General features: G+C 67.1%; 18 protein-coding genes and 1 pseudogene. 6 read left to right on the top strand and 13 right to left on the bottom strand.

Going from position 1 to position 21787, the window contains the following annotated elements; genetic code table 11:
- Window positions 1-132: 132 nt before the first annotated feature.
- The 8 genes and pseudogenes from PH203_RS40675 to PH203_RS40640 all read right to left on the bottom strand — a co-directional run bounded on the left by PH203_RS40675 (window position 133) and on the right by PH203_RS40640 (window position 7809).
- Window positions 133-1325, bottom strand: a protein-coding gene (locus PH203_RS40675; protein WP_289927017.1) for an IS3 family transposase whose coding sequence is annotated in 2 segments (ribosomal slippage) — window positions 133-1061 and window positions 1061-1325 — 1194 coding nt in all. Because the reading frame shifts where the segments join, the coding sequence is not laid out codon by codon here.
- A 195-nt stretch (window positions 1326-1520) separates the two neighbouring features.
- Window positions 1521-2183: pseudogene (locus PH203_RS40670) on the bottom strand (IS481 family transposase); the annotation flags it as partial.
- A gap of 435 nt (window positions 2184-2618) precedes the next feature.
- Window positions 2619-3608: a PDR/VanB family oxidoreductase gene (locus PH203_RS40665; RefSeq protein ID WP_289927016.1), complete on the bottom strand. Its 990-nt coding sequence runs from the start codon at window positions 3606-3608 to the stop codon at window positions 2619-2621.
- A gap of 20 nt (window positions 3609-3628) precedes the next feature.
- Window positions 3629-4393, bottom strand: a complete 765-nt coding sequence (locus PH203_RS40660) for an SDR family oxidoreductase (protein WP_289927015.1) — start codon at window positions 4391-4393, stop codon at window positions 3629-3631.
- The gene (locus PH203_RS40655; protein ID WP_289927013.1) at window positions 4390-4929 is read right to left on the bottom strand and encodes an aromatic-ring-hydroxylating dioxygenase subunit beta; all 540 of its coding nucleotides are present in this window, start codon (window positions 4927-4929) and stop codon (window positions 4390-4392) included. The genes PH203_RS40660 and PH203_RS40655 overlap by 4 nt, the downstream gene beginning before the upstream one ends.
- Window positions 4922-6208 carry a Rieske 2Fe-2S domain-containing protein gene (locus PH203_RS40650; RefSeq protein WP_289927012.1) on the bottom strand — a complete coding sequence of 429 codons (1287 nt, stop codon included), beginning with the start codon at window positions 6206-6208 and terminating at the stop codon, window positions 4922-4924. Before PH203_RS40650 ends, PH203_RS40655 begins: the two co-directional genes overlap by 8 nt.
- A 66-nt stretch (window positions 6209-6274) precedes the next feature.
- Window positions 6275-6646 carry a hypothetical protein gene (locus PH203_RS40645; RefSeq protein ID WP_289927011.1) on the bottom strand — a complete coding sequence of 124 codons (372 nt, stop codon included), beginning with the start codon at window positions 6644-6646 and terminating at the stop codon, window positions 6275-6277.
- Window positions 6647-6669: 23 nt separating this feature from the next.
- Window positions 6670-7809: an acyl-CoA dehydrogenase family protein gene (locus tag PH203_RS40640; protein ID WP_354671302.1), complete on the bottom strand. Its 1140-nt coding sequence runs from the start codon at window positions 7807-7809 to the stop codon at window positions 6670-6672.
- A gap of 245 nt (window positions 7810-8054) precedes the next feature.
- Here PH203_RS40640 and PH203_RS40635 point away from each other — a divergent pair, with 245 nt between their 5' ends.
- The 5 genes from PH203_RS40635 (at window position 8055) to PH203_RS40615 (ending at window position 12689) form a co-directional block, all read left to right on the top strand.
- Complete coding sequence (locus tag PH203_RS40635; RefSeq protein WP_289927009.1) at window positions 8055-9581, top strand: PAS domain-containing sensor histidine kinase; 1527 nt, start codon at window positions 8055-8057, stop codon at window positions 9579-9581.
- Window positions 9582-9690: 109 nt separating this feature from the next.
- On the top strand, window positions 9691-10224 hold the full coding sequence (locus PH203_RS40630) for a flavin reductase (RefSeq protein ID WP_289927008.1): 534 nt from the start codon (window positions 9691-9693) through the stop codon (window positions 10222-10224).
- Between the two features lie 69 nt (window positions 10225-10293).
- Window positions 10294-10575 carry a hypothetical protein gene (locus PH203_RS40625; RefSeq protein ID WP_289927007.1) on the top strand — a complete coding sequence of 94 codons (282 nt, stop codon included), beginning with the start codon at window positions 10294-10296 and terminating at the stop codon, window positions 10573-10575.
- The gene (locus PH203_RS40620; RefSeq protein ID WP_289927006.1) at window positions 10572-11843 is read left to right on the top strand and encodes an amidase; all 1272 of its coding nucleotides are present in this window, start codon (window positions 10572-10574) and stop codon (window positions 11841-11843) included. Before PH203_RS40625 ends, PH203_RS40620 begins: the two co-directional genes overlap by 4 nt.
- A gap of 171 nt (window positions 11844-12014) precedes the next feature.
- Complete coding sequence (locus PH203_RS40615; RefSeq protein ID WP_289927005.1) at window positions 12015-12689, top strand: response regulator; 675 nt, start codon at window positions 12015-12017, stop codon at window positions 12687-12689.
- Window positions 12690-13230: 541 nt separating this feature from the next.
- Here the strand turns inward: PH203_RS40615 and PH203_RS40610 are convergent.
- The 4 genes from PH203_RS40610 to PH203_RS40595 all read right to left on the bottom strand — a co-directional run bounded on the left by PH203_RS40610 (window position 13231) and on the right by PH203_RS40595 (window position 17767).
- Complete coding sequence (locus tag PH203_RS40610; protein ID WP_289927003.1) at window positions 13231-13788, bottom strand: nuclear transport factor 2 family protein; 558 nt, start codon at window positions 13786-13788, stop codon at window positions 13231-13233.
- Window positions 13789-14826: 1038 nt separating this feature from the next.
- Window positions 14827-15912, bottom strand: coding sequence for a guanitoxin biosynthesis MBL fold metallo-hydrolase GntH (gene gntH, locus PH203_RS40605; RefSeq protein ID WP_289927002.1), 1086 nt, complete (start codon window positions 15910-15912; stop codon window positions 14827-14829).
- Between the two features lie 198 nt (window positions 15913-16110).
- Complete coding sequence (locus tag PH203_RS40600) at window positions 16111-16881, bottom strand: class II aldolase/adducin family protein (protein WP_289927001.1); 771 nt, start codon at window positions 16879-16881, stop codon at window positions 16111-16113.
- A 670-nt stretch (window positions 16882-17551) separates the two neighbouring features.
- A complete protein-coding gene (locus PH203_RS40595) occupies window positions 17552-17767 on the bottom strand; it encodes a hypothetical protein (RefSeq protein ID WP_289926999.1) in 216 nt (71 codons plus the stop codon).
- A gap of 1308 nt (window positions 17768-19075) precedes the next feature.
- Here PH203_RS40595 and PH203_RS40590 point away from each other — a divergent pair.
- Complete coding sequence (locus PH203_RS40590) at window positions 19076-20467, top strand: MFS transporter (RefSeq protein WP_289926997.1); 1392 nt, start codon at window positions 19076-19078, stop codon at window positions 20465-20467.
- Window positions 20468-20470: 3 nt separating this feature from the next.
- Here PH203_RS40590 and PH203_RS40585 read toward each other — a convergent pair whose 3' ends face one another.
- A complete protein-coding gene (locus tag PH203_RS40585) occupies window positions 20471-21547 on the bottom strand; it encodes a LysR substrate-binding domain-containing protein (RefSeq protein ID WP_289926996.1) in 1077 nt (358 codons plus the stop codon).
- Window positions 21548-21787: the final 240 nt, after the last annotated feature.

The raw sequence follows: 21787 nt of genomic DNA, 5'->3' as shown, positions 1-21787 counted from the left end.
CGTGAAGGCCCTGGAGGACGACATCAGGGCCTGGATCGATATCTGGAACGAGAACCCACGGCCCTTCGCCTGGACGAAGACCGCCGACGAGATTGAGCTGCCCCGAGTTTTGTAGAGTCCGGTGATCTTGTTTCAGGCGGACTGCGGGGTGTGTTCCTGGCTTCGCCAGAAGTCGCGTTCGTACTCGGCGGGCGGGACGTAGTCGAGCGCGGAGTGCAGGCGCTCTTCGTTGTACCAGGTGACCCACTGGAAGATCGCTCGTTCGACCTGGTCGAAACCGGTCCAGGGACCCTGCATCTCGATCAGTTCGGCCTTGAAGGTGCCGTTCAGCGCCTCAGCCATCGCGTTGTCGTACGAGTCCGCGACGGAGCCGACCGAGGCGGAAGCGCCGATGTCGGCGAGCCGGTCGGTATAGCGAATCGACACATATTGCGAGTCCCTGTCGCTGTGGTGAATGAGACCGGAGTCCGTCTTGATCCTCCGTCTCCACAGGGCCATCTCCAGGGCGTCCAGCGGGAGTTCGGTGCGCATGTGGTTCGCGACCTGCCAGCCGACGATCATCCGTGAGTACACGTCCAGGACGAACGCCACATACACCCAGCCCGACCAGGTGCGGACATATGTCATGTCCGCCACCCAGAGCTGGTCGGGACGGGAGGCCGTGAAGTCACGGTCGACCAGGTCCGGCGGGCGGGGCGCCGACGGCTCGGCCACCGTGGTGCGGCGCCGCTGCCCGCGGATGACCCCCTCGATACCCACCTCGCGCATTAGCCGCTCGACGGTACAGCGGGCCACCTCGATGCCCTTGCGCCGCAGGGCGCGGGTGATCCGCCGGGCCCCGTAGGTGGCCCCGGACTCCGCGTGGATCTCCTCGATCAGCGGCATCAGCTGTTCGTCGCGGAGCCGGCGGGCGGACTTCGGCCGCTTCTTGCGGGCGAAATAGGTGGACGGCGACAACTCCAGCACCCGGCAGACGGGATCGACCCCGAGGCCCTTCTCGCGCAGGTGGTCGATCACTTGCTCGGCCTCGTCCGGGGACGGTCGATCTCCTGGGCAAAAAACACGCTGGCCGCTTTGAGGATCTCGTTCGCCTGCTTCAACTCCGCGTTTTCTTTGCGGAGTTGCTTGAGCTCGTCGCGTTCGGCGGTAGTCAGCCGGTCGTCCCGCTCGCCGCTGTCGGCCTCGGCCTGGCGCACCCAGCCGCGCAGGGCTTCGGGATGGATGCCGAGATCCCGCGCGACATGCGCGACGGGCCGGCCGGTGGCCCGGACCTCACGGATTGCGCGCTCGCGGAGCTCGTCGGGGTATTTACGCGGTGCTGCCATGGTGCTGGTGGATCTCCTTCGCCAGGATCGTAACCCTGGCATCAGGGACTCCACGAAACGGGGTGCAGCTCAAGATCCTCAGCTCCCTCGCCGACTACCTCACGAAGCTCGCACCGCCCGACAGCAAAACCACCTAGCCACTTACGTCCCAGATTTCTGGCGCATCACACTAGCCATTGCCCGGCATTCGGCGTGCGAGGTGTAGGGCCGCTGGTAGGCCCATTCGTCGAGCAGGGTGCGGTGAAAGCGTTCGACCCTTCCGTTGGTCTGCGGCCGCCAGGGCCGGGTCCAGCGGGGGTCGGATGCCGAGCTCCTGGCAGGTGCCGCGCCAGGTGTTCTTGGTGTAGACCCAGGCGTTGTCGGTCAGTACGCGTTCGACGACGATGTCGTGGGCAGCGAACCAGGCGGTGGCCCGTCGCAGGAGGGCGGCGCAGGTCGCCGCCTTCTCGTCGGGCAGGTCCTCGTAGGCGCGTCGGGAGTGGTCGTCCAACGCCGTGTGCAGGTAGGCCAGTCCGGCGTGGCAGCGGTTCTTGCGGCCCGCAGCCCGGCCGAGCATCCTGCGGCCGCCGCCGTCGGGGATGCGGCCCAGCTTCTTGACGTCGACATGCGGCAGTTCGCCGGGCCGGGAGCGTTCGTAGCGGCGCACGGGCCGTCCGGTGGCCCGGCCCAGGGTCGCCAGGGGCGGCAGGTGGTGGGCGGTGAGGATGCGGCGGACGGTCGAGGGGCGATCTGAGTCCGCACGGCGATCCGCTGCAGTCCGATGCGGTGCTCTCGGCGCAGCCGTATCACCTGATCCTCGAGGTGGGCGGGGGGCCTGCGGGGTGAGTGGTGGGGGCGGCTGGAGCGGTCATACATGCCGGCCGAGCCGTTCGGCGTCCCCCGGTCGGTCTTGACCCGGTCGCCCGGGGGCGTTCGATCTTCGACGGTGCGACCACGACGCATCGCGCTCCGACCGAGGCCAAGGTCCTGGCCAGGCCGAACCCGGTCGGCCCGGCCTCATACGCCACCGCCATCGCCACCGGAGCGGGCAGCGAGGTCACCCACGCCAGCGTCGCATCCGGCACCGGCGACAGCTTCAGCGAAGAGACCTCTCCGGTCTCGGCATACAGCCGGGACGCGGTCACGGAGCGGGCGTGGACATCCAGCCCGGGGAACGTACGCACCAACAGCACGGTTGGCGCCTTCCGCACGTACGGCCCCACCGCCAACCAGCATGGCAGCCGACCGAGTCGGCCGACGGCCAGTCCGTCGACTCTCCATACGGTCTAGGTGTATCGATCACGAGCGGCGGACTCAGTAAAGCTCGATGACGAGCTTGGGCGTCCTGGCCCTCGAAACACATAGCGCTATCTGGTCACCGGCCGCCTTGTCGGAGACAGACAGACAGTTGTCGCGGTGATCGGGCACGCCGTCCAGGACACCCGAGACGCACGATCCGCAGATGCCCTCCTCGCAGGACTTGGCGACGTCGACGCCGTTCTCCGTAAGCACGGAGAGGATCGAGCGGTGCGCGGGGACCTCGAAGATCTCCCCCGTGTCCAGTTCGACGGCGAACGCAGTGTCCTGCGAGGTGTCGGCTTCGGCCGCCTCGAAATGCTCCACATGAACGTGGCCGCCGACCACAGGCTCGGCGGCGGCCAAGACCTGTGCCATGAAGCCCTCAGGTCCGCAGGTGTAGACATGGCTACGAGCAGTCAGCCTCGCAATCGCAGCCTCGACCAGCGGAAGCTGCTCGTCACGTGGCACCCCCAGGCGGACCTCCACCCGGTCCCTGAAGGTCACCTCCTCGCAGAGCAGGCGCAGAAACGCGCACTCACCCGCCGACCGCGCGAAATACAGGAGCTCGAAGTCTTCTGCGCGACGGTGGAGTTCGTATGCCATGCTGAGCAGGGGCGTGATACCGATGCCGCCGGCGACCAAGAGGTGCCGGTCGGCCTCGTCGGCGACTGACACCAGGTTGCGGGGCTCGCCGATGCTGAGCGCGTCCCCCTCCACCACGGTGTGGAGAGCCAAGGACCCACCGCGAGAATCCGGCTCCCGCTTCACCGCGATGAGCAGGGTTCCGATGTCGGCGGGCGGGTTGCACAGGGAGTACTGACGCCGGATCCCGGTCGGTCCGACCACGTCGACGTGGGCGCCAGCCGGATAGGGGCCGAGCTGGGTGCCGTCGGTGCTCACGAGCCGCAAGGTGCGCACCGAGGGTGTCTCGGTGCGCACCTCGGCGACCCGCACCTGGATATCGGTCATGTCGTCCTTCCCGAAAGCATCGGCCGCCGGAAACATCGGCCACTGAAGAAGCTTGCTCAGCGCATGAAGAGGCCGCCGTTGGCATCCCAGCAAGCCCCGGTCACCGAGGCGGCATCCGGGGAGGCCAGCAGAGCGACCATCTCCGCAATGAACCCTGAACTGCCGAGCCTTCCGACGGGGATGCTGCGAACAAAGCTCACGAGATTGTCCGTGCCGACGATTTGGTGGACGACGGGCAGGTCCTGCGGCCCGGGTGAGACCGCGTTGACGGTCACCCCCCTGCTCGCCAGTTCCCGGGCAAACACCTTGGTCGCCGCCATCACGGCCCCCTTTGAGGAGGCGTAGTGGCCACCGGTCGACGTCCCGCCGTTCTGACCCGCTAGGGAGGCGATGTTGACGATGCGTCCGTATCCCTCATCGCCCATGTGTGCGCCAAAGACCTGACAGGCGGTGAAGGTGCCGCCGAAATTGACGGACATGACCGCGTCCAGTTCCTCCCGTGTGATCTCTAGGAGTTCCTTGGCCTGCGTGCGTGCGGCGTTGTTCACCAAGACCCGGACCGGGCCCCACGTCTGCACAACCTGCTCGAGCAGTTGCTGCACAGCGGTGCCGTCGGCGACGTCGGTGCGCACGGCCATGGCTGTGGCACCGGTCTCGTCTAGCTCCTTCGCGACGGCACCGGCGGCGTCCGCGTTGATGTCCGCGACGACGACACGGTGGCCGCCGCGATGGAGTCGGCCGGCGATCACGGCTCCGAGGCCGTTTCCCGAGCCAGTGACGACGGCGACGTCTCCCGCGAGGCGGGTTGTCTCGGCGCTCACAGCAGGAACCCTGCCGACGGCACGACGTCCTCGCTGTCGACGAGGCGGACCACTTTCAGGGAGATCCGGTCCCCCGCGGGTCCGTCCGGCGAGAGTACGACACGGTGCTCGAGATCGGCGGCCCACAGGTCGTGGCGGCCGCGCTTGTAGGCGACGAGGGCCTGTGCGCAGCGGAGCCGCACCTCGGTGTCCGATACGGCCAGCGGCACGAACCGGGAGAGAGTGCGCACGGTTCGGGCAGAGTCAACGGCAGATATCGCGTAACCCCCGGTCATGCGCGTGACGCGCATATCACGCATGCGGGCGTCGTCGTACACCATGTTCAAGGTGGCCGCGAAGTCCGGCTCGTCGGCCTCCGGGTCAATCGGGATCACGTAGTGACCGTCCGGGTCGAAAACGGCGTTCCAGGCTTGGTACTGCTTTCGGTCCAAGAGGTCCGCCTCGCGCCAGACCAGATCGATCGCTCGCTGCACGCGGGGGTCCGAGGTAGGAATCACCAGGGGGGATCCGGGGGCCGTGGTCAGGATGTCAGTCATCGCTCATCATCTGCTTCCACTTGGCGTAGGCGGCGCGCATGCCGGTCTCGTCGGTGACGTGGGAGGTCTTCCAGCCCTCCGGGCTCGTCTTCTCCCGAGCGAGGCCGCGATTGATCATGATGGGGAGATCGGGATCTGCGGCGGTCCCGCGTTGGACGCGGTCCCAGCCCTCGGCGTCGTCGGGGGTGCCGAAGCCGAAGGGGCCCTGGAAGTGCTCGTGGATTCGGAGGCGTTCCCGGTTGACGACGTCGACCGCCTCAGCCCATTCCTCGCCGCCGTCGGCGCCGAGCGCCACGTGCTCGATGTGGGTTTCGTCCACGGCGACTGGGCGCAGGACCCGGAAGAAGGCGCTGGACATCGAGACATTGGGGAAGAGGTTGAGGTTGAAGCCGGTGCCGTGCATGGCGCGCACTAGTTTGCGGATGCTGGCGTCGTCCATGCCCTGGGCGCGCAGAGCCGCAACGATGTGGCTGAAGCGCTCTTGGAGCTCCTCAGTGCCGTCGTCTGCGTCGAGGTCGGAGTGCTCCGGCACCATTTGCATCACCGAGTGGCCGTTGCCCAAGTCGTGCGTGGTGCACTCCGGGTCGGTCATGAAACTCATCATGTCCGCGGTCTCTGCGTCGACGGAGGCCATCCAGGAGCGGTGGACGATCGGGAAGTGATAGCCGTCGGTGGTGTTTTCGAGCTGGATCTTCCAGTTCCCGTGAAACTTGAACCGGTGCTTGCCTAGGACCTTCACCGGGAAGCCGCCGCCCTGCTTCATGAACCTGTCGATCCACATCCGGGCGTCGGCGAGGAAGTCCTCCAAGGTCTCGATGCCGTCATTCATGGTGGCGAAGACCAGACCGCCGTACGACTCGGTGCGCAGGCTCTTGAGGGCGAAGTCCTTCTTGTCAACCACTCCCTCGTAGCCGTCGGGGTAGGGGATGCCGCGCAACCGGCCGTCGAGCCCGTAGGACCAGGCGTGGTAGGGGCAGGTGAACCCGTTGGCCTCACCCTGCTTCTTCTCGCAGACGCTGGCGCCGCGGTGACGGCAGCGGTTGAGGAGGGTGCGGACGGTGCCTTTGCGGTCGCGGGTGACCACGACGGGGTGCCGGCCCACGAAGGCGGTCTTGAAGCTGCCGGGCTTGGGCAGCTCGCTGTCGTGGGCGACCCAGATCCAGGTGTTCTCAAAGATGCGGTCGAGTTCGCGTTCGAAGATCTTGGGATCGGTGTAAAGGTGGCCGGCGACCCGGTCCTCCTGGACCAGGTCGGCCGGGACTGCAGGGTGGGTGGTCATCGGATCCCTCCAGGGACGTGTCCGGGGTGGTCACGGCACGGGTCGGGCTGGCGTGGGCGGGCTTCGTCAGCCCTGGTACTGGCGCGGGGTGAGGGCGCGGCCGATGCGGGCCTCGACCTTCGCGTACTTCCACAGCTTGTAATCGCTGTCGCCGACCTGGACGGTGCGGAAGAGGTTGCACGCCTCCTTCACCGTGGTCTGGGAGTCGGCGTCGGCCAGGAGGTAGCAGGTCCAGGGCCAGGCGTCGGAAGGACCGACGAGGTGGGAATCGTCGTCGATGTCGCCGATGAAGTCGATGCCGGGGAGGGCCTTGATGTCGTCCATCATCTCGGTGAAGGCGGCCCACACGTCCTTACTGGTGACTCCGTCTCGGGGCAGGTCGAAGAAGTTCTGGTTGATGCCAATGCAGAACAGCACGCGCAGGGGCTGATCGCTCATCTCTCGTCTCCTGTCGGTGGGGCTTACTTGAATCCCGGGACGGTGGGTTCCAGTCCCATGAAAACGGCGCCGGCGGCATCGATCAGTCCGGGGCCGAGGAACGCGTGCTGCTTCGGGACGAGCGCGTCGCCGCGCAGTGACTGGAGAGGGTGGCCGCTTGCGACCGCACCGGTGCCGGAAAGTCCGACGACGTCCTCGACGACGGCCGCGGCGGTGCGTGCCAGATGTGTCGATGCAAGGCGGAGGTGGGCGTTCTGCTCGTCCGTGGCGAGCTCGCCCGCCAGGACGGTGTCCCATGTCTCTTCGGTGACCTCGTAGAAGTAGGCGCGGGCGGAGCGCAGGGCCGCCTCGGCCTCGGCGACGCCGGTGCGGTAGTAGGAGCGCTGGGCCAGCTTGGGGGCGCCGGTGACGCCGGTGTGGCCGGCTCCCACCCGGCGGGCGTGGTCGAGGGCGGAGCGGGCAACGCCGGCACCGACGACGGCGAGCACCTGGGCGGCGTACGCGATGGTCGGGTACTGGTAGAGCGGCTCGTCGACGGTGGGCTCACCGCCGCGGATGAATGTCCACTCACGAGTCACCTCGACGCGGTCGACCTTGAGGTCGAATGAGCCGGTGCCCTTCATTCCGACGACGTCCCAGTCCGGCACGATCTCCACCTGGTCGGGGCGGAGCAAGGCGGTGCGGGGCTTGCCCGCAGTGGAGTCGTCGCCAGGGATGCCGACGCCTAGGACGTCGGCGCCCATGCAGCCGCTGGCGAATTTCCAGCGGCCGTCGACCAGGAAGCCACGCTCGGTGGTCTTGACGGGCTGGACGGGGAAGAGACCGCCGGCGAAGACGACATCCGGACCGTCGGCGTAGAGCTCGGCCTGGGTGTCGAGCGGCAGGGCCGCGAGGTAGACGAGGGCAGAGCCGAAGCTGGCCACCCAGCCCGTGGAACCGTCAACGTAGGAGATCCGCTCGACGCGGTCGAGGAACTCCGCCGGCGGAAGCGGCTCGCCGCCGAAGCGGGCGGGCGTGGCAGCGCGGTATATGCCGAGTTGCTTGAGACGCTCCACAAAGTCCCGCGGCACATACCTCTGGGCCTGAAACTCCTCCCGCCTGTCCGCAAGTTCGGCGAGCACCCCCTCGAAGGCGGTCTGCGCCGCGGCTGTGCAGGAGCTCATGGTCTCCGGACCGTTCACAAACGTCTGCGCCATGGCGGCTCCTGTCGGATCGGGGTCTGCGGCGGAACTGATTCGCCGTGGCACCGAACCTAGGAGGCCGGGCAGGGTGGGGAAATCGGTAGTGCCTCTCCGAGGAGGGGGGTGACTTCCCTGCCGAGTAAAGGAATCACCTACGCGAACGTGCCGCCGACGCCCGCGCGCAGTCGGAGCGCCCGCCTGGCACGGAGCCGCTCTACGCTGGGCAGATGCAGGTCGAATCCCAGGTCCCCGAGTTCGTGCCCGATGACTTCCTCGCCCTGATGAACGCCTCCGTGCAGTGCGTTCTCATCCATGACGCGGCGACGAAAAACATCCTGTGGGCCAATCCCGCCGCCTGCGAGGTGCTGGAGTGGAGCGTCACAGAGCTGCGGCCGCTGAAGGCGAACCATATGAGCAGTTCGGCGCAGCAGTACGACCGGGTCCTCGGCCGGGCGTGGCTGCAGGAAGCTGTGGAGAAGGGCACCAGCCGCACGGAGTGGCACTACCGGTCCCGGACCGGCCGGGTGATCCCCACCGATGCAGTCGCGACCCGCGTCGAGCTGGCGCGGGGCCCAGTGGTGATGGTGCAGTTCCGGGACATCGAGCGGGAGCAGCAGATCGAGCGGGAGCTGCGGTTGACCACGTCGTACGTGGAGGCGCTCGCCCACCACACCTCGGCGCTGGCACTGATGCTGGATCCGGCGGGGGGCATCCGGTTCGCCACCGACACCGCCCTTTCCGCACTGGGCGCGCCGCTCAACGAGCCGCTGGAGTTGCTGCAGGGCTACGCCCGGGTGTGGCTGGACGGCCGCCTCTCCACCTGGGAGGCCGCTCTGGAACGCGCCGACCCGGTGAGCACCGTACAGCTCGAGGTGCCCTCCCGCGACGACGACCGCCGCTGGGGCACTGTGTGGCTCGAGGGCTCGCTCGAGCAGCTGCGCGCTGAGGGCGAGGGCTTCCTGATGCTGCTGCACGACGTCTCCGAGCGCGTCCAGGAGGAGCAACGGCGCGAGCGGGAACTGCAGCAGGAGAACTACCTCGCCCGCTACAACGCCATGGGTGACATGGCGATGGCCATCGCGCATGAACTGGGCCAGCCGCTGGCTGCGGCCGGCAACTTCCTCGCCGGCGTGCGCAGCCGCGCACGGTTGCTGGAGTCGCAGGGCCGAGCCGAGCCCGGCACCACCGACGCTTTGGCCTACGGGCTGGAGAGCGCCGAGCGGCAGATCGAGCGAGCGGCAACCATCGTGAACTCGGTGCGAGCCTTCGTCGGACACCTGGAACACTCCCTTGAGGTGGTCGACCTCAACGACATCGTCGAGGAGTGTCTCTATTTCGTGCGACTGCGCGCCGCGCAGGCCGGAGTGCGGGTCGAGACCGGCCTGTCCCCCGAGCCGGTGCGGGTGCGCTGCGAGCGGGTGCTGACCGGGCAGGTGGTGCTGAACCTGTGCTTCAACGCCGTCGACGAGCTGGCGCAGTGCGAACCTGGGCACCATGTGCTGCGCGTCGTCAGTGCGCGCAACAACAACTGCGGCCTGATCCAGGTCGAGGACACTGGGCGGGGCTTGCAGCGGGATCCGTTCGCGGAGTCGTTCACGTCCAAGGAGCACGGCAGCGGCATCGGCCTGGCGCTCAGTTACCGCATCATCACCCGTCAGCACGGCGTGATCTGGGCCGAGAGCCGTGAGGGCGGCGGATCACGGTTCTCCTTCGCGCTGCCCTTTCCAGAGGCGGGGCCGGACGAGAACTGCTGAGACAGCGTAGGGGAAATCCTTCATTCCGCCGGAGGAAGTCTCGATATCGGGCGGCGCCCGGTGGTGCGTACGGTCGATCCGTCTGATTCCCCAGTGCCAGGAGGCAACGGTGTCCAGTTCGGCCCCGCAGGCGAACGAACCGACCCGGCAGCAGCGCGAGTTCCGTTCCGCGATGGCGAATCTGTCAGCTGCCGTCAGCATCGTCACCACCGACGGTCCGTACGGCCGCGCCGGCATCACGGTGAGTGCTGCGTGTTCGGTGACCGACGCTCCGCCCACCATGCTGGTCTGCGTCAACCGGTCCAGCTACACGCACGACTTCTTCCTAGGCAACGGACGCCTCTGTGTCAACGTACTCGGTGCCGGGCACCAGGACATCGCGATGCGCTTCGCCGGCCGCGGTGGGATGTCGCTGGAGGAGCGCTTCACCGACGCCGACTGGCGCCTCAAGGGGACCGGGGTGCCGGTGCTACGGGATGCCGTCGCCTCCGTCGTCGGGCAGATCACCAGCCATCACGCCCAGGGCTCGCACACCGTGATGTTCGTTTTGGTGGACGAGGTGGCCGCACGGGACGACAACGGCGGCCTGGTCTATTTCCAGCGCCGGTTCCACCCCCTTGCCGCCGAGCCGCTCACGGCGTAGAGCTCGGCGGAGCACCCCTCGCCGGCATCCGCACCCCGACCATCCCCGATCTTTCCGGAGGTTTGCGGCGTGACCCGACAGGCCGCCAGAGGCGGCAACCGCATGACACTGATGTGCTACACCGACATCCACGGCTACGGCTGGCGCCATGTGGACCTCTTCGTTCACGACGCGCAGGGCCACGAACTCAACTGGGTGCATTGGCAGGTCCCCGCCGACGGCCCCGACGCCGCGGACAGGACGACCGCCGAGGTGGAACCCCTTCTGCGCCGCATCTCCGCATGGCGTCACGACGTCAGCGCGAGCGGTATGGACTACTGGACCGCCGACGTCGCCTGGGAGGAAGCATGACCGGCCTCTCGTACCAGGCCCCCTGGCCGCTGCGCGACTTGGTGACCGCGCTCGCCGAGGGCACCATCACCGCTGAGGAGGCACGTGCCCGCACCCGAAGGCGTGTCGCCGAGACCGAGGCGGAGCTGAGGGCATGGGTGACGCCGCCCGCCGAGATCGCCACGGCCGGAGCCGAGGTCGACGGCCCGCTGCGCGGAGTGCCGCTCGGGGTGAAGGACATCATCGATGTCGTCGGCTTTCCGACTCGGTGCGGTTCCGTGCTGCGGGCAGGAGCCGAGCCCGCCAGCACCGACGCGGCGGTCGTCACCGCCTGGCGCCGAGCCGGTGCCATACCCGCTGGCAAGACCGTCACCACCGAGTTCGCCTTCTTCGCTCCGGGACCGACCCGCAACCCGGTCGACACCGGGCACACGCCCGGCGGTTCGTCCAGCGGTTCAGCGGCGGCGGTCGCCTCCGGGCAGGTGCCGCTGGCGCTCGGCTCACAGACGGCCGGCTCGGTGACCCGCCCCGCGGCGTACTGCGGGGTCGCGGCGCTGGTAATGAGCCACGGCCGACTGCCCAACGACGGTGTGACGGGGCTAAGCCCCAGCCTGGACGCGCACGGTTTCTACACCGCCCGGGTCACTGACCTGGCTCTCGCCTGGTCGGCCCTTACAGGTGCCCGCGACGCCGGGCTTCGCTCACCGCGTCCGCCACGGGTACTACTGTGGACCGCCCAGGCGCTCGGTGTCGTGGATCCGGTTATGGCCGAGGCGGTGAAGTCGGCCGGTGCCCGGCTGCGGGCAGCCGGCGCCGTCGTCGATCCGTTTCCGGAAGAGCACTTGGCCCCCGAGCTCGCCGACGCGCACCTGATAGTCATGGCCTACGAAGCGGCACGTGAGCGGGCTCAGGAACTGCGCGTCGCCTGCCGTTTGAGTGAGCCACTCGCTGCACTGCTGCGCGGCGGCGCCACCGTCTCGCAGGCGGACTACAAAGGGGCACGAGCCACGGTCGCCCGGGGGCGGAGTCGTCTGGCCGGGCTCCTGGACACCCACGATGTGGTACTGGGCCCGGCCGCCCCGGGCGTTGCGCCGATCGGCCTGACGGCGACTGGCGACCCGGTGCTCAGCCGGCCCTGGCAGGCTCTGGGCCTCCCTGCCATCACCGTGCCGGGCCTGCGGGATGCCGGTGGACTGCCGCTGGGCATCCAGGTGGTGGGGCGTGCAAACGGTGAGGAGGACCTCCTCGCCTCGGCCTGCTTCGTCGAGTCCGTAATCCGCACCGCCTGAACCGCCGCCACTCGAGTCGCGCGGCGGCTATGCGCCTCCTCCCGTCTAGGCACGAGCCGGCCGGCCAAGGACACGGCACTTCCACTCAAGCCATAGTCCGACAATGCGTCAGTATCGGCATCGCCGCACGACCGAGTTATCCTCATTCGAGGCATCTCCGGAAGGCCCGCCATGACCTCGCTCGACCTACCCCCCGAGCCGTCCCCCCTCACCGGACCCCTGGCCGACGGCACGGAGCCAGCCGCCATCGTACACATCGTCGATGACGACGACGATCTGCGCCGTTCGCTGGTCTTCCTCTTCGAGAGCGTTGGCATCCAGGCGCTCACCTACCCGGACGCCGCCTCATTTCTGAGCGAGTTCGACCCCGATGAGCCGGCAGTGCTGATCGTGGACGTACGGATGCCGGGCACCGGCGGTTTCCAGGTGCAAGAGGTTCTTGCACAGCGAGGCTACCCGGCACCTGTCGTCTTCTGTTCGGCCCACGGCGACATATCGATGTCGGTACGGGCGATGCGTCAGGGCGCCGTCCACTTTCTGCAGAAACCGTACGACGCGCAGCAGATGCTCGACGTGATACAGGAACAACTGGTGGAAGCGCGGCGGCGGTTCGCGGAGCACGCTCAACGTCAGGCAGTGCAGGAGCGGGTGACCCAGCTGACGCCCCGGGAGCGCGAAGTGCTGCGCTTGGTCATCGACGGAATGGCGAGCCAGCAAATCGCACGGCGCATCGGCACCAGCGTCAAGACAGTGGACGTCCACCGGGCCCGTATCAAGGCGAAGACCTCGTCGGAGAGCCTAGGCACGCTCGTCCGTGACGTCCTGCTGCACCAGGTTGAGGTCTGAGCCATTCCTGCACATGTCATGCCCGTATGTCCCAGGGTGAGGTGCCGTGGCCGCGCGTGGAGGGGCGGCATCCGAAGTTCCGGACGCCGCCCCTCCACGTGTTACAGGATGACGCTTACGGTCTTCAGCCCGATGTCGTCGTAACCGGCACCCGGCCGAGGCCGGAGGCGTTGAAGCCGCCCAGGCCAGTTCGGCGGGCACGGCTGATCATGGGCGTGGACGGTCGCGGTGAGGCCGCAGGCCTGCCGCTAGCGAAGGCCGGGACCTCCTCCGGGATGGCGACCAACCGGGCGGAAGACCTGCTCGCGGCAGGTCTCACGGACGGCGGCGCCACCGATCTCCCCCCAACGGGAAGCCCGCGGACCACACCTCCGGTGCCACCTGCGATACCGGAGAGGTGCCAGCGAACGTCGACCCTGCCGAAGCTCAGACGCCGGTCTGCACCAGTAACCAGGCGACGACGACTGCCGTGACGCCTCAGGGTTCCGGAGTGCACGGCAGGTGTTCCACTGGCTGAGCCTTCCGTCCACATGCGTCACAGTCACGCGCGCATCAGAACCGACGTGGCCGCAAAGGTCTCAGCAAAGTTCTTTGGTAGCGGCGCGATGAAAACGTTCTCCGTGCGGGTACGGCTGATCTTCCACTCGCCGCTGATCTTGCTGAAGGCGTTGTTCAGCCGGCTGGAACGCAACAAAGCGGTCCCATCCGAGTAGAGCCAGGGCTGCACGTGGATCCACTGTCCGGTGGCCTCGTCACCATCGACATGGATCTGCTCCGAAGTCACGTAGTGTGCGTTCAGGAGTAGCGCGGGGTCCTGCTTCCGTCCCCAGAACTGCTCGAAGTGCGCCCGGACTGCGGCGCGGCCCTCCGCGCGGCCGAACTGGTTGTCGTAGTAATCGCCGACGCCCTCCCAGACAGCGTCCTCCGAGTACAGCTCCATGATCAAGTCAATGCGGTGGCCGTCGTCACGCACACCGAATTCGGGGCACGGGGTGTCACATAGGAACATGTAGCGCGCCTGGAGCCGGCGGATCTCGGCCTCGTCCTCAAGGACCTCGATGCGCTTGACAAGCGTGGCGATCATGTCCTGATCGGTCATGGACGGGTTTCCTTTCCTGACCCCGGTCGGCGGTCACGGCTGGTAAGGCTAGGGGTGAGCGAGGTATACAGCATCGGAATCTGCCTAAAAAGTCGGATGCAAGAAACGCCTATGCCGCAGGGCCGCTGCAAGCTGTTGTGACATCCCGGGGAGGTCTCACGTCGAGTGGATCCGCGCCCCACACCTCTGGAGGGTGACTGAGGTAATCCGAAAAGCCTGGCGCCGGAGCGCTCACGCAATGCTGCGCAGGTAATACGCAGGCAAGACGACAACACGGGTGACGTGCGGGACGGGACGTTCCGGGACCGGCTCACAGCCACTTCTCATCCTCCGACAGGCGGCACCTTCTCCGCCAGGCAAGCAACGTCTGCGAGCCACGATCGACTGCGGTCGCTTACCGCCGCCTCTCCGCAGCCCTCCGGTCTATGGCGCAGAAGGGCGAAATGCGGTTGGCGCGGTACGCCATTGGTCTCCGGCTGCGCACGTCGGCGGTGACGATCACAGCCGGCAACTGGAATCGAGCGCCCCAGCGTAACCAACAGAGCTGCTGCGTTTTCGGTGGCTCGTCGAGCACGTAGTTGAGCAGCGTCCCCCGGCCAGCGCCCGGATCTTCTGGAGTACGACGTCGAAGGCGCGCTCAGTGCCCGTGGCGGGTCGCGCTGGCGACGTGAGGGCACTCGACAGAAGCCAGTCCGTGACTATTCTCCCCGTCTGCGGGAGCACGGGTGGTCAGGTGGCGAACGCGTCGAACCACGGCGCCCCGGTCTGGCCGGACGAGAGGCGAGCCACCAACGCTTCCTTCAACGATTCCGACGCGCCTCACGTCCACGATGACAGGTCCAGTGTGGTGCTGAGGCCCACCGGTCTTCGCCGAGCCGGTGTCGGTCACGGGGCCCTGGCGAAACGATGCAGGCAGGTCAATGAGGCTCACATCCGTGCTCACGAGCTGCACCAACCAGACCCGCCCATCGCCCGACCGGTCCGGCCACGGGCGGCTCCCCCACGCCGAGACGACCACCCCCATGCCGGGCAGCGCGCTCACGCCGTTGCGGGAGCCTCGGGCTCGCCGAAGTCGATGCGGCCCGCACGCAGCCAGTCGGACATCACGGCCCGTTCGCCCCGCTCCGCCGACTCAAAGCCAGCGTGGTCGTCCTTATTGGGCCACGTACGCGACGAGGCTACTGCCATGCGCACGCGGCGCCCGTCGGGGCGAACATTGATAACCATCAGATCATCGGCCAAGGCGAGGTCGCCGTCGTAGGACTGGCGGATCTCGTCGGAGAGCTCGATGACCGTGTCGAAGTCGTTGTTGAAGTGGAACGGCACCGCCAGGCCCGGCTTGACCAGGTCGAAGACCTGGCCGGCGTCACTCGGCTGAGTGTGGGCCCAGTGGCCGATGCCCTTGGCGGTCTTGATCCCGTATCCGGACTTACGCATGAGCTGAGGCATGGAATTGAAGCACTCGTGGACGAGGACATCGGCGCCCTGGGCGGCGTCGACCAGGAACTGGCTGGGAGCGGTGTCACCGGAGTAGACGAAGGACATCCCCTTCCAGTCGAGCCGCAGTCCGACGGCCCCGTCGTGGATGTGAACGGCCGGGAAGCTGGTGATCCTGACACCGTTGGCCTCGTAGACCACGTGAGTCTTGGACCACTCGAACTCATGGACCTTCACCTCCTCCCCCGCGATCGGGAGCAGCCCCCGGCGGGTATCGATGTCCCATTGGTAAGACATGACCTGGCACTTCACGAAGTGTGCGAAGCCGTGCTCAGGGATGCTTCCCGATGGCCCATACATCTCAAGGGGCGTGAGGCGACCGCCGGCGCGGGCGCCGACCCAGTAGGCGCCGAAGTCGCCGACGTGGTCGGTGTGGAGATGGGTGGTGAACATTGCGGTGATCCGGGAGATCGGCAGTTCGAGTGCGGTGAATCGGGAGAAGGACCCACATCCGAAGTCGAAGACGAAGCAGTCCCCGTTGCCGAGCTCGATGAACCAGCCCGCGTTCGCCTGGGCCATGCGCAGGAAGGGGCGGCCGGTGCCCAGCGCGGTGATCCGCATCTCGTCGGGCCGGAGGACCTCGGTGCCAGGGAAGTAGGTATCGCGCAGTTGCTGAAGCTCTGACATTTCCGTGTTCCCTCTCGGGTTGAACCTGGCTGGCCCGCATCGCGGCACATGCCGACTGGGGCCGGTGGACCGGGGGCTTCGTCTATGTGCGCCCGTTACCGCCGGTGGGTCCGGGCCAGTCGTCGGACATGGGACGTCGGGGGTGCCTTGCCTGCTGCCAGTGCTCTCCTCCAGATGACCGGCAGGTCGAGGCGCCGGTCACTCCTGGAGGTCGGGCTGCTCACGGAGGATGCGCTGGAACAACGGCTGGTACTGGAACCAGCCAGCGTGCTCCCCGCCGACCTGCTGGCGGGTGATCGCCGCCTGCTCCGGGTCGATGTGCACGGGGGTCCCGGCAGCCTTGGCCAGCAATTGGACCTGGGAGCAGCGCTCCATGGCGATGAACCACCAAATGGCGGACTCGACGGTGGTGCCGACGCTCAGAAGCCCATGGTTGCGGAGGATGACACCCTTGTTGTCGCCCAGGGCGTGCGCGATGCGCTTGCCCTCCTCCAAGTCGAGCACGACCCCGGTGTAGTCGTCGAACAGGGAGTGGTCCTGGTAGAAGGCACACGCCTCCTGGGTGATGGGCTCCAACAACTCGCCGAGCGCCGAGAGCGCCTTGCCGTATACCGAGTGCGAGTGGGCGGCGCCGACGGCGTCGGGACGGACCAGGTGGACTTGGGAATGGATGGCGAAGGCGGCAGCGTTCACCGGCCGGTCACCCTCGACAACCCTGCCGTCGTGCGAAACCAGCAGGAGGTCCGAGACCCGGATGTGAGAGAAGGGTACGGCGAGCGGGTTGACCCAGAAGTGATCCTGGAGTTCAGGGTCGCGCACGGTTATGTGCCCGGCGATCCCCTGCTCGAAGCCGAACTTGCTGAACAGGCGGAACCCGGCGGCCAGCATTAGCTTCCGGTGCGCCCGCTCCTCCTCGATGGCCCTGGTGGGCATCTCCGGAAACGTCTCCGCGAGCCTCTCGTCAAGCATGAGCAACTCCTGTGGGCGTAGAAGTGGTGGCGATGCCGAGTATGGATACCTACCAGGCCATCGATAAAGCGCATGTTCTTGATGGAATGCTGCACATGAAGCGATACACGATCCCGCAGAGGGCCACGCAGGCGCAGGTGTGACGGCGGCCCGTAGATGCGGCTCTGATCAACATTTCGGGATGGCCCAGAGCGACGGCTCACGGGAGTGAGCAGGATGTGGCGTCGGAGCAGGTCGAAGTCGGCCTGTCCGTAGCCTTTGTCGCTTGAGTAATTTGACCCTGTTTACGTATCTTTCGACGATGTCTCTGGAGTACGACAGGATGAGACCAGCGGACACGGCGTCGAGCCCTTTGGCGAGGTTGCGCAGGGCGGCAGGTCGTTGCCCTCGGCGGCCTTGGTCCAGCGGGGTCGGCGGTGGCCGTCGAGGTTTTCATCATCGTGGCGAATGCCGCGATGTGCCGTCGCGGGTCGGCGAGTTCGGGGCAGCGGGCCGTCATGCGCTTGAAGCGGAGTTGCCGGCCAGAACTGAGGTTCTCGGGGTGGCAGGTGAGCCAGCCGGTGACCTGCCGGGCGGTGGGCGCCTCGGATCGCTTAGGCGTTGGGGCGTCGGCCGAGCGCAGAGGTTCGAGCCAGCGCCGGACACTGCGACTGATGCCGCGATAGCCGCGCTACTGGATCTCGCGGAAGGGCCGTCCGCTGTCGGTGCAGCCTTCCTGCCAGCGCATGTTGAGGTACTCGGCACAGGGCTGCAGCATCTTGCGGCTCTGCCGGGGCGGCGCAAACAGTCCCTCCACCGTGGTCGCGTGGGCGTACTTGCGGACGGCCTTGCCGTCCATCCGCAGGGTCTTCGAGATGACGTCGATGGCGACGCCTTTGTCGTGCATCTCGTACACCGCGGCGAAGTGACGCCGGGTGTTCGCCGCTCGCTTTCTTTCGATCGCCGGTGGCCCCTCGGAGGTTCCACGACCGCGCTCTGGACCTCGCCTTCCGGTGGCGTAAGGCAGCGCCGGTGGACGAGGACGCGCTTCTCAACCGTTTTGCACAGGTTGAGCCAGAGATGAAACCTGTCCGCGATCCGGACCCCGTCCGGCGCGGCCATGCGAACTGCCTCCACATACCCGCTGACCCTGTCTCTGCACACGATCGCACTCCGTGGTACTGCCGGAGTCAGGCGGTGAAGGTCTCGGCGGTGCGTTCGGGCAGCACGTCCACCGGGCGGCCGTCCTCGATGTCGATCAGCAAGGCCGCGTAGACGTGTCCGCGTTTGACGGCGAAGTCTTCGCCCCCAGCACTCGCGGGCTCCGATCCGCCGGCAGTGCCCGGAGGCGGCCGAGCAGGGTGTTCGGGCTGACCCGGCAGTACAGCATGGCCGCGAGGCGGACCCCGGCCCGCCCGGCCAGGAACCGGCCGATCACCGTCGGCATGGCCTGCTGGAGCTGGCTGCGACACCCGTATCGGAACGTCAGTCCCTCAACCTGCTCGGCGGAGCTCCGGCGCAGACACGACGACACCTCACACCGAAACCGACGACCCGTCAGATAGATCGTCACCGGACGTCCCCGACGGCGACATCAGCAAACCTGCGCCCGTAACGGCCGTGCACACGCCGCGAGTTGACCGTACCAGTCGGGCATGACGCGGTCTCCGCAACCGTCGCAGCGGTGATCGTCAGAGTCGTGCCGACGAGCTGGAGGTCAGTCACGGCCACGGACGCCAGGTGCGGCAGCAGCACGTCAACTATCTGATCACGTAATACGCATCCATGATCAATCTGATGCATGGCCGCTCTGGGCAATCCCGAAATGTTGATCAGAGCCCGCCGGGTCGGCCATGAGGGCGTGGAACGTCTGGACGCCACCGGAAAAGCAAATGGCCGCTGACACAGCTGTAAACCAGCATCGCATGACACGGAGCTGTGCATCGAGAGTTCACGCTTTTGTGTACTAGCCGGCACCCGGATACTGCTTTTACTCGATGGCTGGTTCGCCACTCACGAGCGAGACCCTAGGCCAGCGGCCAGCCCGGGCGGATCGGCCGGAGCACTGGAGCCCCAGTCGGATCCGTCTCAGCCTCGCCCAGCACTCAGCCACGCCCAGGAACGTGGAGTCGTCCGACGCTCACAGATTCCAGGAGAAGCAACACCCTCAACCTGGACCTCCGCCAGGTCCATCATCGGCAAGGAACCCTCTCATATGCCATCAGCTCATGTGTCAGGCCCCAGCAGCCATTCGGTCTCCGACAGGCGGCAGCTGTACAAGGCGACAGCGTCCGGACTACTCGGCTTCGCCATCGAGCAGTACGACTTCATCCTCTACGGGACCATGGCGGCGCTCGTCTTCGGCCCGCTCTTCTTCGGCTCCAGCGGCTGGGGCGGCGAGATCGCCTCGTTCGGCACCTTCGCGGCCGGATACGTCGCCCGACCACTGGGTGGCATCATTTTCGGCCACTACGGCGACCGGCTCGGCCGGAAGAGGGTACTCATCATCAGCATCACGCTGATGGCGATCAGCAGCTCGCTCATCGGCCTCCTCCCCACCTACGACCAGGTCGGGCTCTGGGCGCCCACGTTTCTGGTGACCCTGCGCATCGCGCAGGGCATCGCGCTCGGAGGCGAGTCGGCCGGCTCGCTGCTCATGGCAGCCGAGCACAGCAGCGCAAAACGGCGAGGTTTGTGGAGCAGCGCTCCCATGACGGGCGGCCCGCTCGGCTCGCTGCTGGCCACCGGTGTGACCGCCGCCGTCCTGACCCTCCCGGACGATCAATTCAACGCCTGGGGCTGGCGCATTCCCTTCGCCATGAGCTTCGTCCTGCTCGCGGTAGGTATCTACATGCGCTTCAGCGTGAAGGAGACTCCCGCGTTCGAGCAAACCAAGAACTTGGGACAGACCGGAAAGCGGTCCGCTCCCCTGGTGAAGGCGCTGCGCAACCCCCGCGTCCTTCTCCCATGCATCGGCATCGGCATCGGCCCCCAGGCGCTTCAGGCCATCATAGGCACCTGGCTGGTGGCCTACGGCACCCACCTCGGTTACGACCCCCAGTTCCTGCTGCTGGCCGTGGGTATTGCCTCCGGCTTCGTCATCCTCACTCTCCCCGTCTTCGGGTACGTCAGCGATGTCCTCGGCCGCAAACAGGTCATCATCGCGGGAGCGGTGGGTGCTGTCATCACGGCCTTCCCGATGATGTGGATGATCAACTCGCTTTCCCCCACACTGCTGCTGATCGCCGCGATCTGGGGCCGAACCGTCCTTCAAGCGGTCATGTATGCGCCATGGCCGGCCCTCCTGAGCGAGAGCTTCGACACCGAGAGCCGTTACACCGGCGCCTCGATCGGCATGCAGATCTCCACCGTGGTCGCCGGCGGGTTCACACCTATGATCGCCACCTCACTGACCAGCGGCGGCCACGCGGTTGCCGGTGTCGGATCTCTCATGCTGGCGGCAGGCCTCGTCACAGGAGTCTCCGCCGCCTTCACGCGCGACCGCCGTCACGCCGAGCTCACCGACGGCCTGGTCGAAGCCGTCGCCACCGCACCGCAGGGCACGGCTCGCACACAGCCTGCTGGCCTCGTCGACGATGCTTCTTGACGGTCAGTTCTCGTCGGGGTGCGTGGGCGACGCCTGCGCACCCCGGGTGGAGGCGCCTGCGGATTCCGGCGGATCGCACTGCCCGTACACGGCGCCAAAGACCTCTGCGCAGATCTCCGTCAGTGCCTCCACGCGCCGGGTCGGCCGGCCCCGGTCGGGAATCGCGACGCCGATCGCGGGCATGGGCAGACGGTCGACGATCTCGACCTGAGCCAGGGCAACACCTTCATGCAGCAGCCTCGTGCCGGCCGGTTGGTTGACGATGCCGAAGCCGACACCTGCGGCTACCAGCCCCCTCATCGTCTCGAATGTGGACGTCGTCGTCGTACGCGGAGGGTTCAGATGCTGGCTGCTGATCAGCCCCCGCACGAACCCCGCCCCGTCTCCGTAGTCCAAAATGATCAACGGCCGCTCGCACAACTCACCCAGCGAGGCCTGGCCGACGGCGGCCAGCGGATCGTCAGGGGCCACCAGTGCGTAAGGACGCAGCCGACTCAGGGGAATGAATCTCACGCCCTGGGAGGTGCGCGCGCTGTCGAACGTCAGCGCCAGCTCACACAGTCCATCCCGAACACTCTCGGCCGCCGCCGTGCCGTCGACCTCGCGAACGTTAAGCATCAAGCCTGGATACCGCTCCCGAACCAGTTGATGAATCGGCGGCAGGACGAACGACGCTAGCGGCGTGAAGCAGGCGATTTCGGTCTCGCCAACCGGTACACCCTGTAGCGAACGACTGCGTTCTTGCAGGTCCATGACACTGCGCAGGATGGCCCGCGCGTCCGCGACCAGGCGCCGCCCGCTCTCGGTCAGCACGATGCCCCGGGCGTGGTGCCGGATGAACAGCTGGATCTGAAGCTGCCGCTCCAGCCTCAGGATTGCCGAAGAGACTGCGGACTGGGATGCATGTAGCCGTATCGCCGCGGCAGAGACGCTCCCGCAGTCGGCAGCCACAACGAAGTACTGCAACTGAGGGAGGGACAGGTCTATCCGCCCGAGCATCGCCTGGGCCGTGGCACCCAGCACACCGGGCGGGCTGGACTCGGCCCCGCAGCCTGCCGGAGGGTTCTCTGGTTCGCTCATGGTCATCCTTCGGCTCTGCGCTAGGTGCTACTCACAGATCGATCCTTTTGCCTGAATGCACCCATGTTATCGATACACGCCTCAGCCGGGACACCCCGCCCCTGCATAACCTCGATCGCAGCACTTCATCGAAAACATGCGCTGTCGTGGTAGCTCGATCGGCGCGGATACTCGACGTCGCGACGATTCGCCGAGATAGCCGCCCTCGCGGTCCACCGCCCTCGGTCGGTGTACGGGGGG

This window comes from Streptomyces sp. S.PB5, assembly GCF_030403745.1.
Lineage (GTDB): Bacteria > Actinomycetota > Actinomycetes > Streptomycetales > Streptomycetaceae > Streptomyces.
The sequence above is the reverse complement of the archived record's forward strand: the minus strand, read 5'-3'. Positions and strand labels throughout refer to the sequence as shown.

Excerpts from the sequence above, each read along its gene's own strand:
- PH203_RS40665 (WP_289927016.1), bottom strand. The coding sequence starts at position 3,608 with ATGTTTCCGGCGGCCGATGCTTTCGGGAAGGACGACATGACCGATATC.
- PH203_RS40655 (WP_289927013.1), bottom strand. The coding sequence starts at position 4,929 with ATGACTGACATCCTGACCACGGCCCCCGGATCCCCCCTGGTGATTCCT.
- PH203_RS40650 (WP_289927012.1), bottom strand. The coding sequence starts at position 6,208 with ATGACCACCCACCCTGCAGTCCCGGCCGACCTGGTCCAGGAGGACCGG.
- PH203_RS40645 (WP_289927011.1), bottom strand. The coding sequence starts at position 6,646 with ATGAGCGATCAGCCCCTGCGCGTGCTGTTCTGCATTGGCATCAACCAG.
- PH203_RS40640 (WP_354671302.1), bottom strand. The coding sequence starts at position 7,809 with ATGAGCTCCTGCACAGCCGCGGCGCAGACCGCCTTCGAGGGGGTGCTC.
- PH203_RS40635 (WP_289927009.1), top strand. The coding sequence starts at position 8,055 with ATGCAGGTCGAATCCCAGGTCCCCGAGTTCGTGCCCGATGACTTCCTC.
- PH203_RS40620 (WP_289927006.1), top strand. The coding sequence starts at position 10,572 with ATGACCGGCCTCTCGTACCAGGCCCCCTGGCCGCTGCGCGACTTGGTG.
- PH203_RS40615 (WP_289927005.1), top strand. The coding sequence starts at position 12,015 with ATGACCTCGCTCGACCTACCCCCCGAGCCGTCCCCCCTCACCGGACCC.
- PH203_RS40610 (WP_289927003.1), bottom strand. The coding sequence starts at position 13,788 with ATGACCGATCAGGACATGATCGCCACGCTTGTCAAGCGCATCGAGGTC.
- gntH (WP_289927002.1), bottom strand. The coding sequence starts at position 15,912 with ATGTCAGAGCTTCAGCAACTGCGCGATACCTACTTCCCTGGCACCGAG.
- PH203_RS40600 (WP_289927001.1), bottom strand. The coding sequence starts at position 16,881 with ATGCTTGACGAGAGGCTCGCGGAGACGTTTCCGGAGATGCCCACCAGG.
- PH203_RS40595 (WP_289926999.1), bottom strand. The coding sequence starts at position 17,767 with ATGCACGACAAAGGCGTCGCCATCGACGTCATCTCGAAGACCCTGCGG.
- PH203_RS40590 (WP_289926997.1), top strand. The coding sequence starts at position 19,076 with ATGCCATCAGCTCATGTGTCAGGCCCCAGCAGCCATTCGGTCTCCGAC.
- PH203_RS40585 (WP_289926996.1), bottom strand. The coding sequence starts at position 21,547 with ATGAGCGAACCAGAGAACCCTCCGGCAGGCTGCGGGGCCGAGTCCAGC.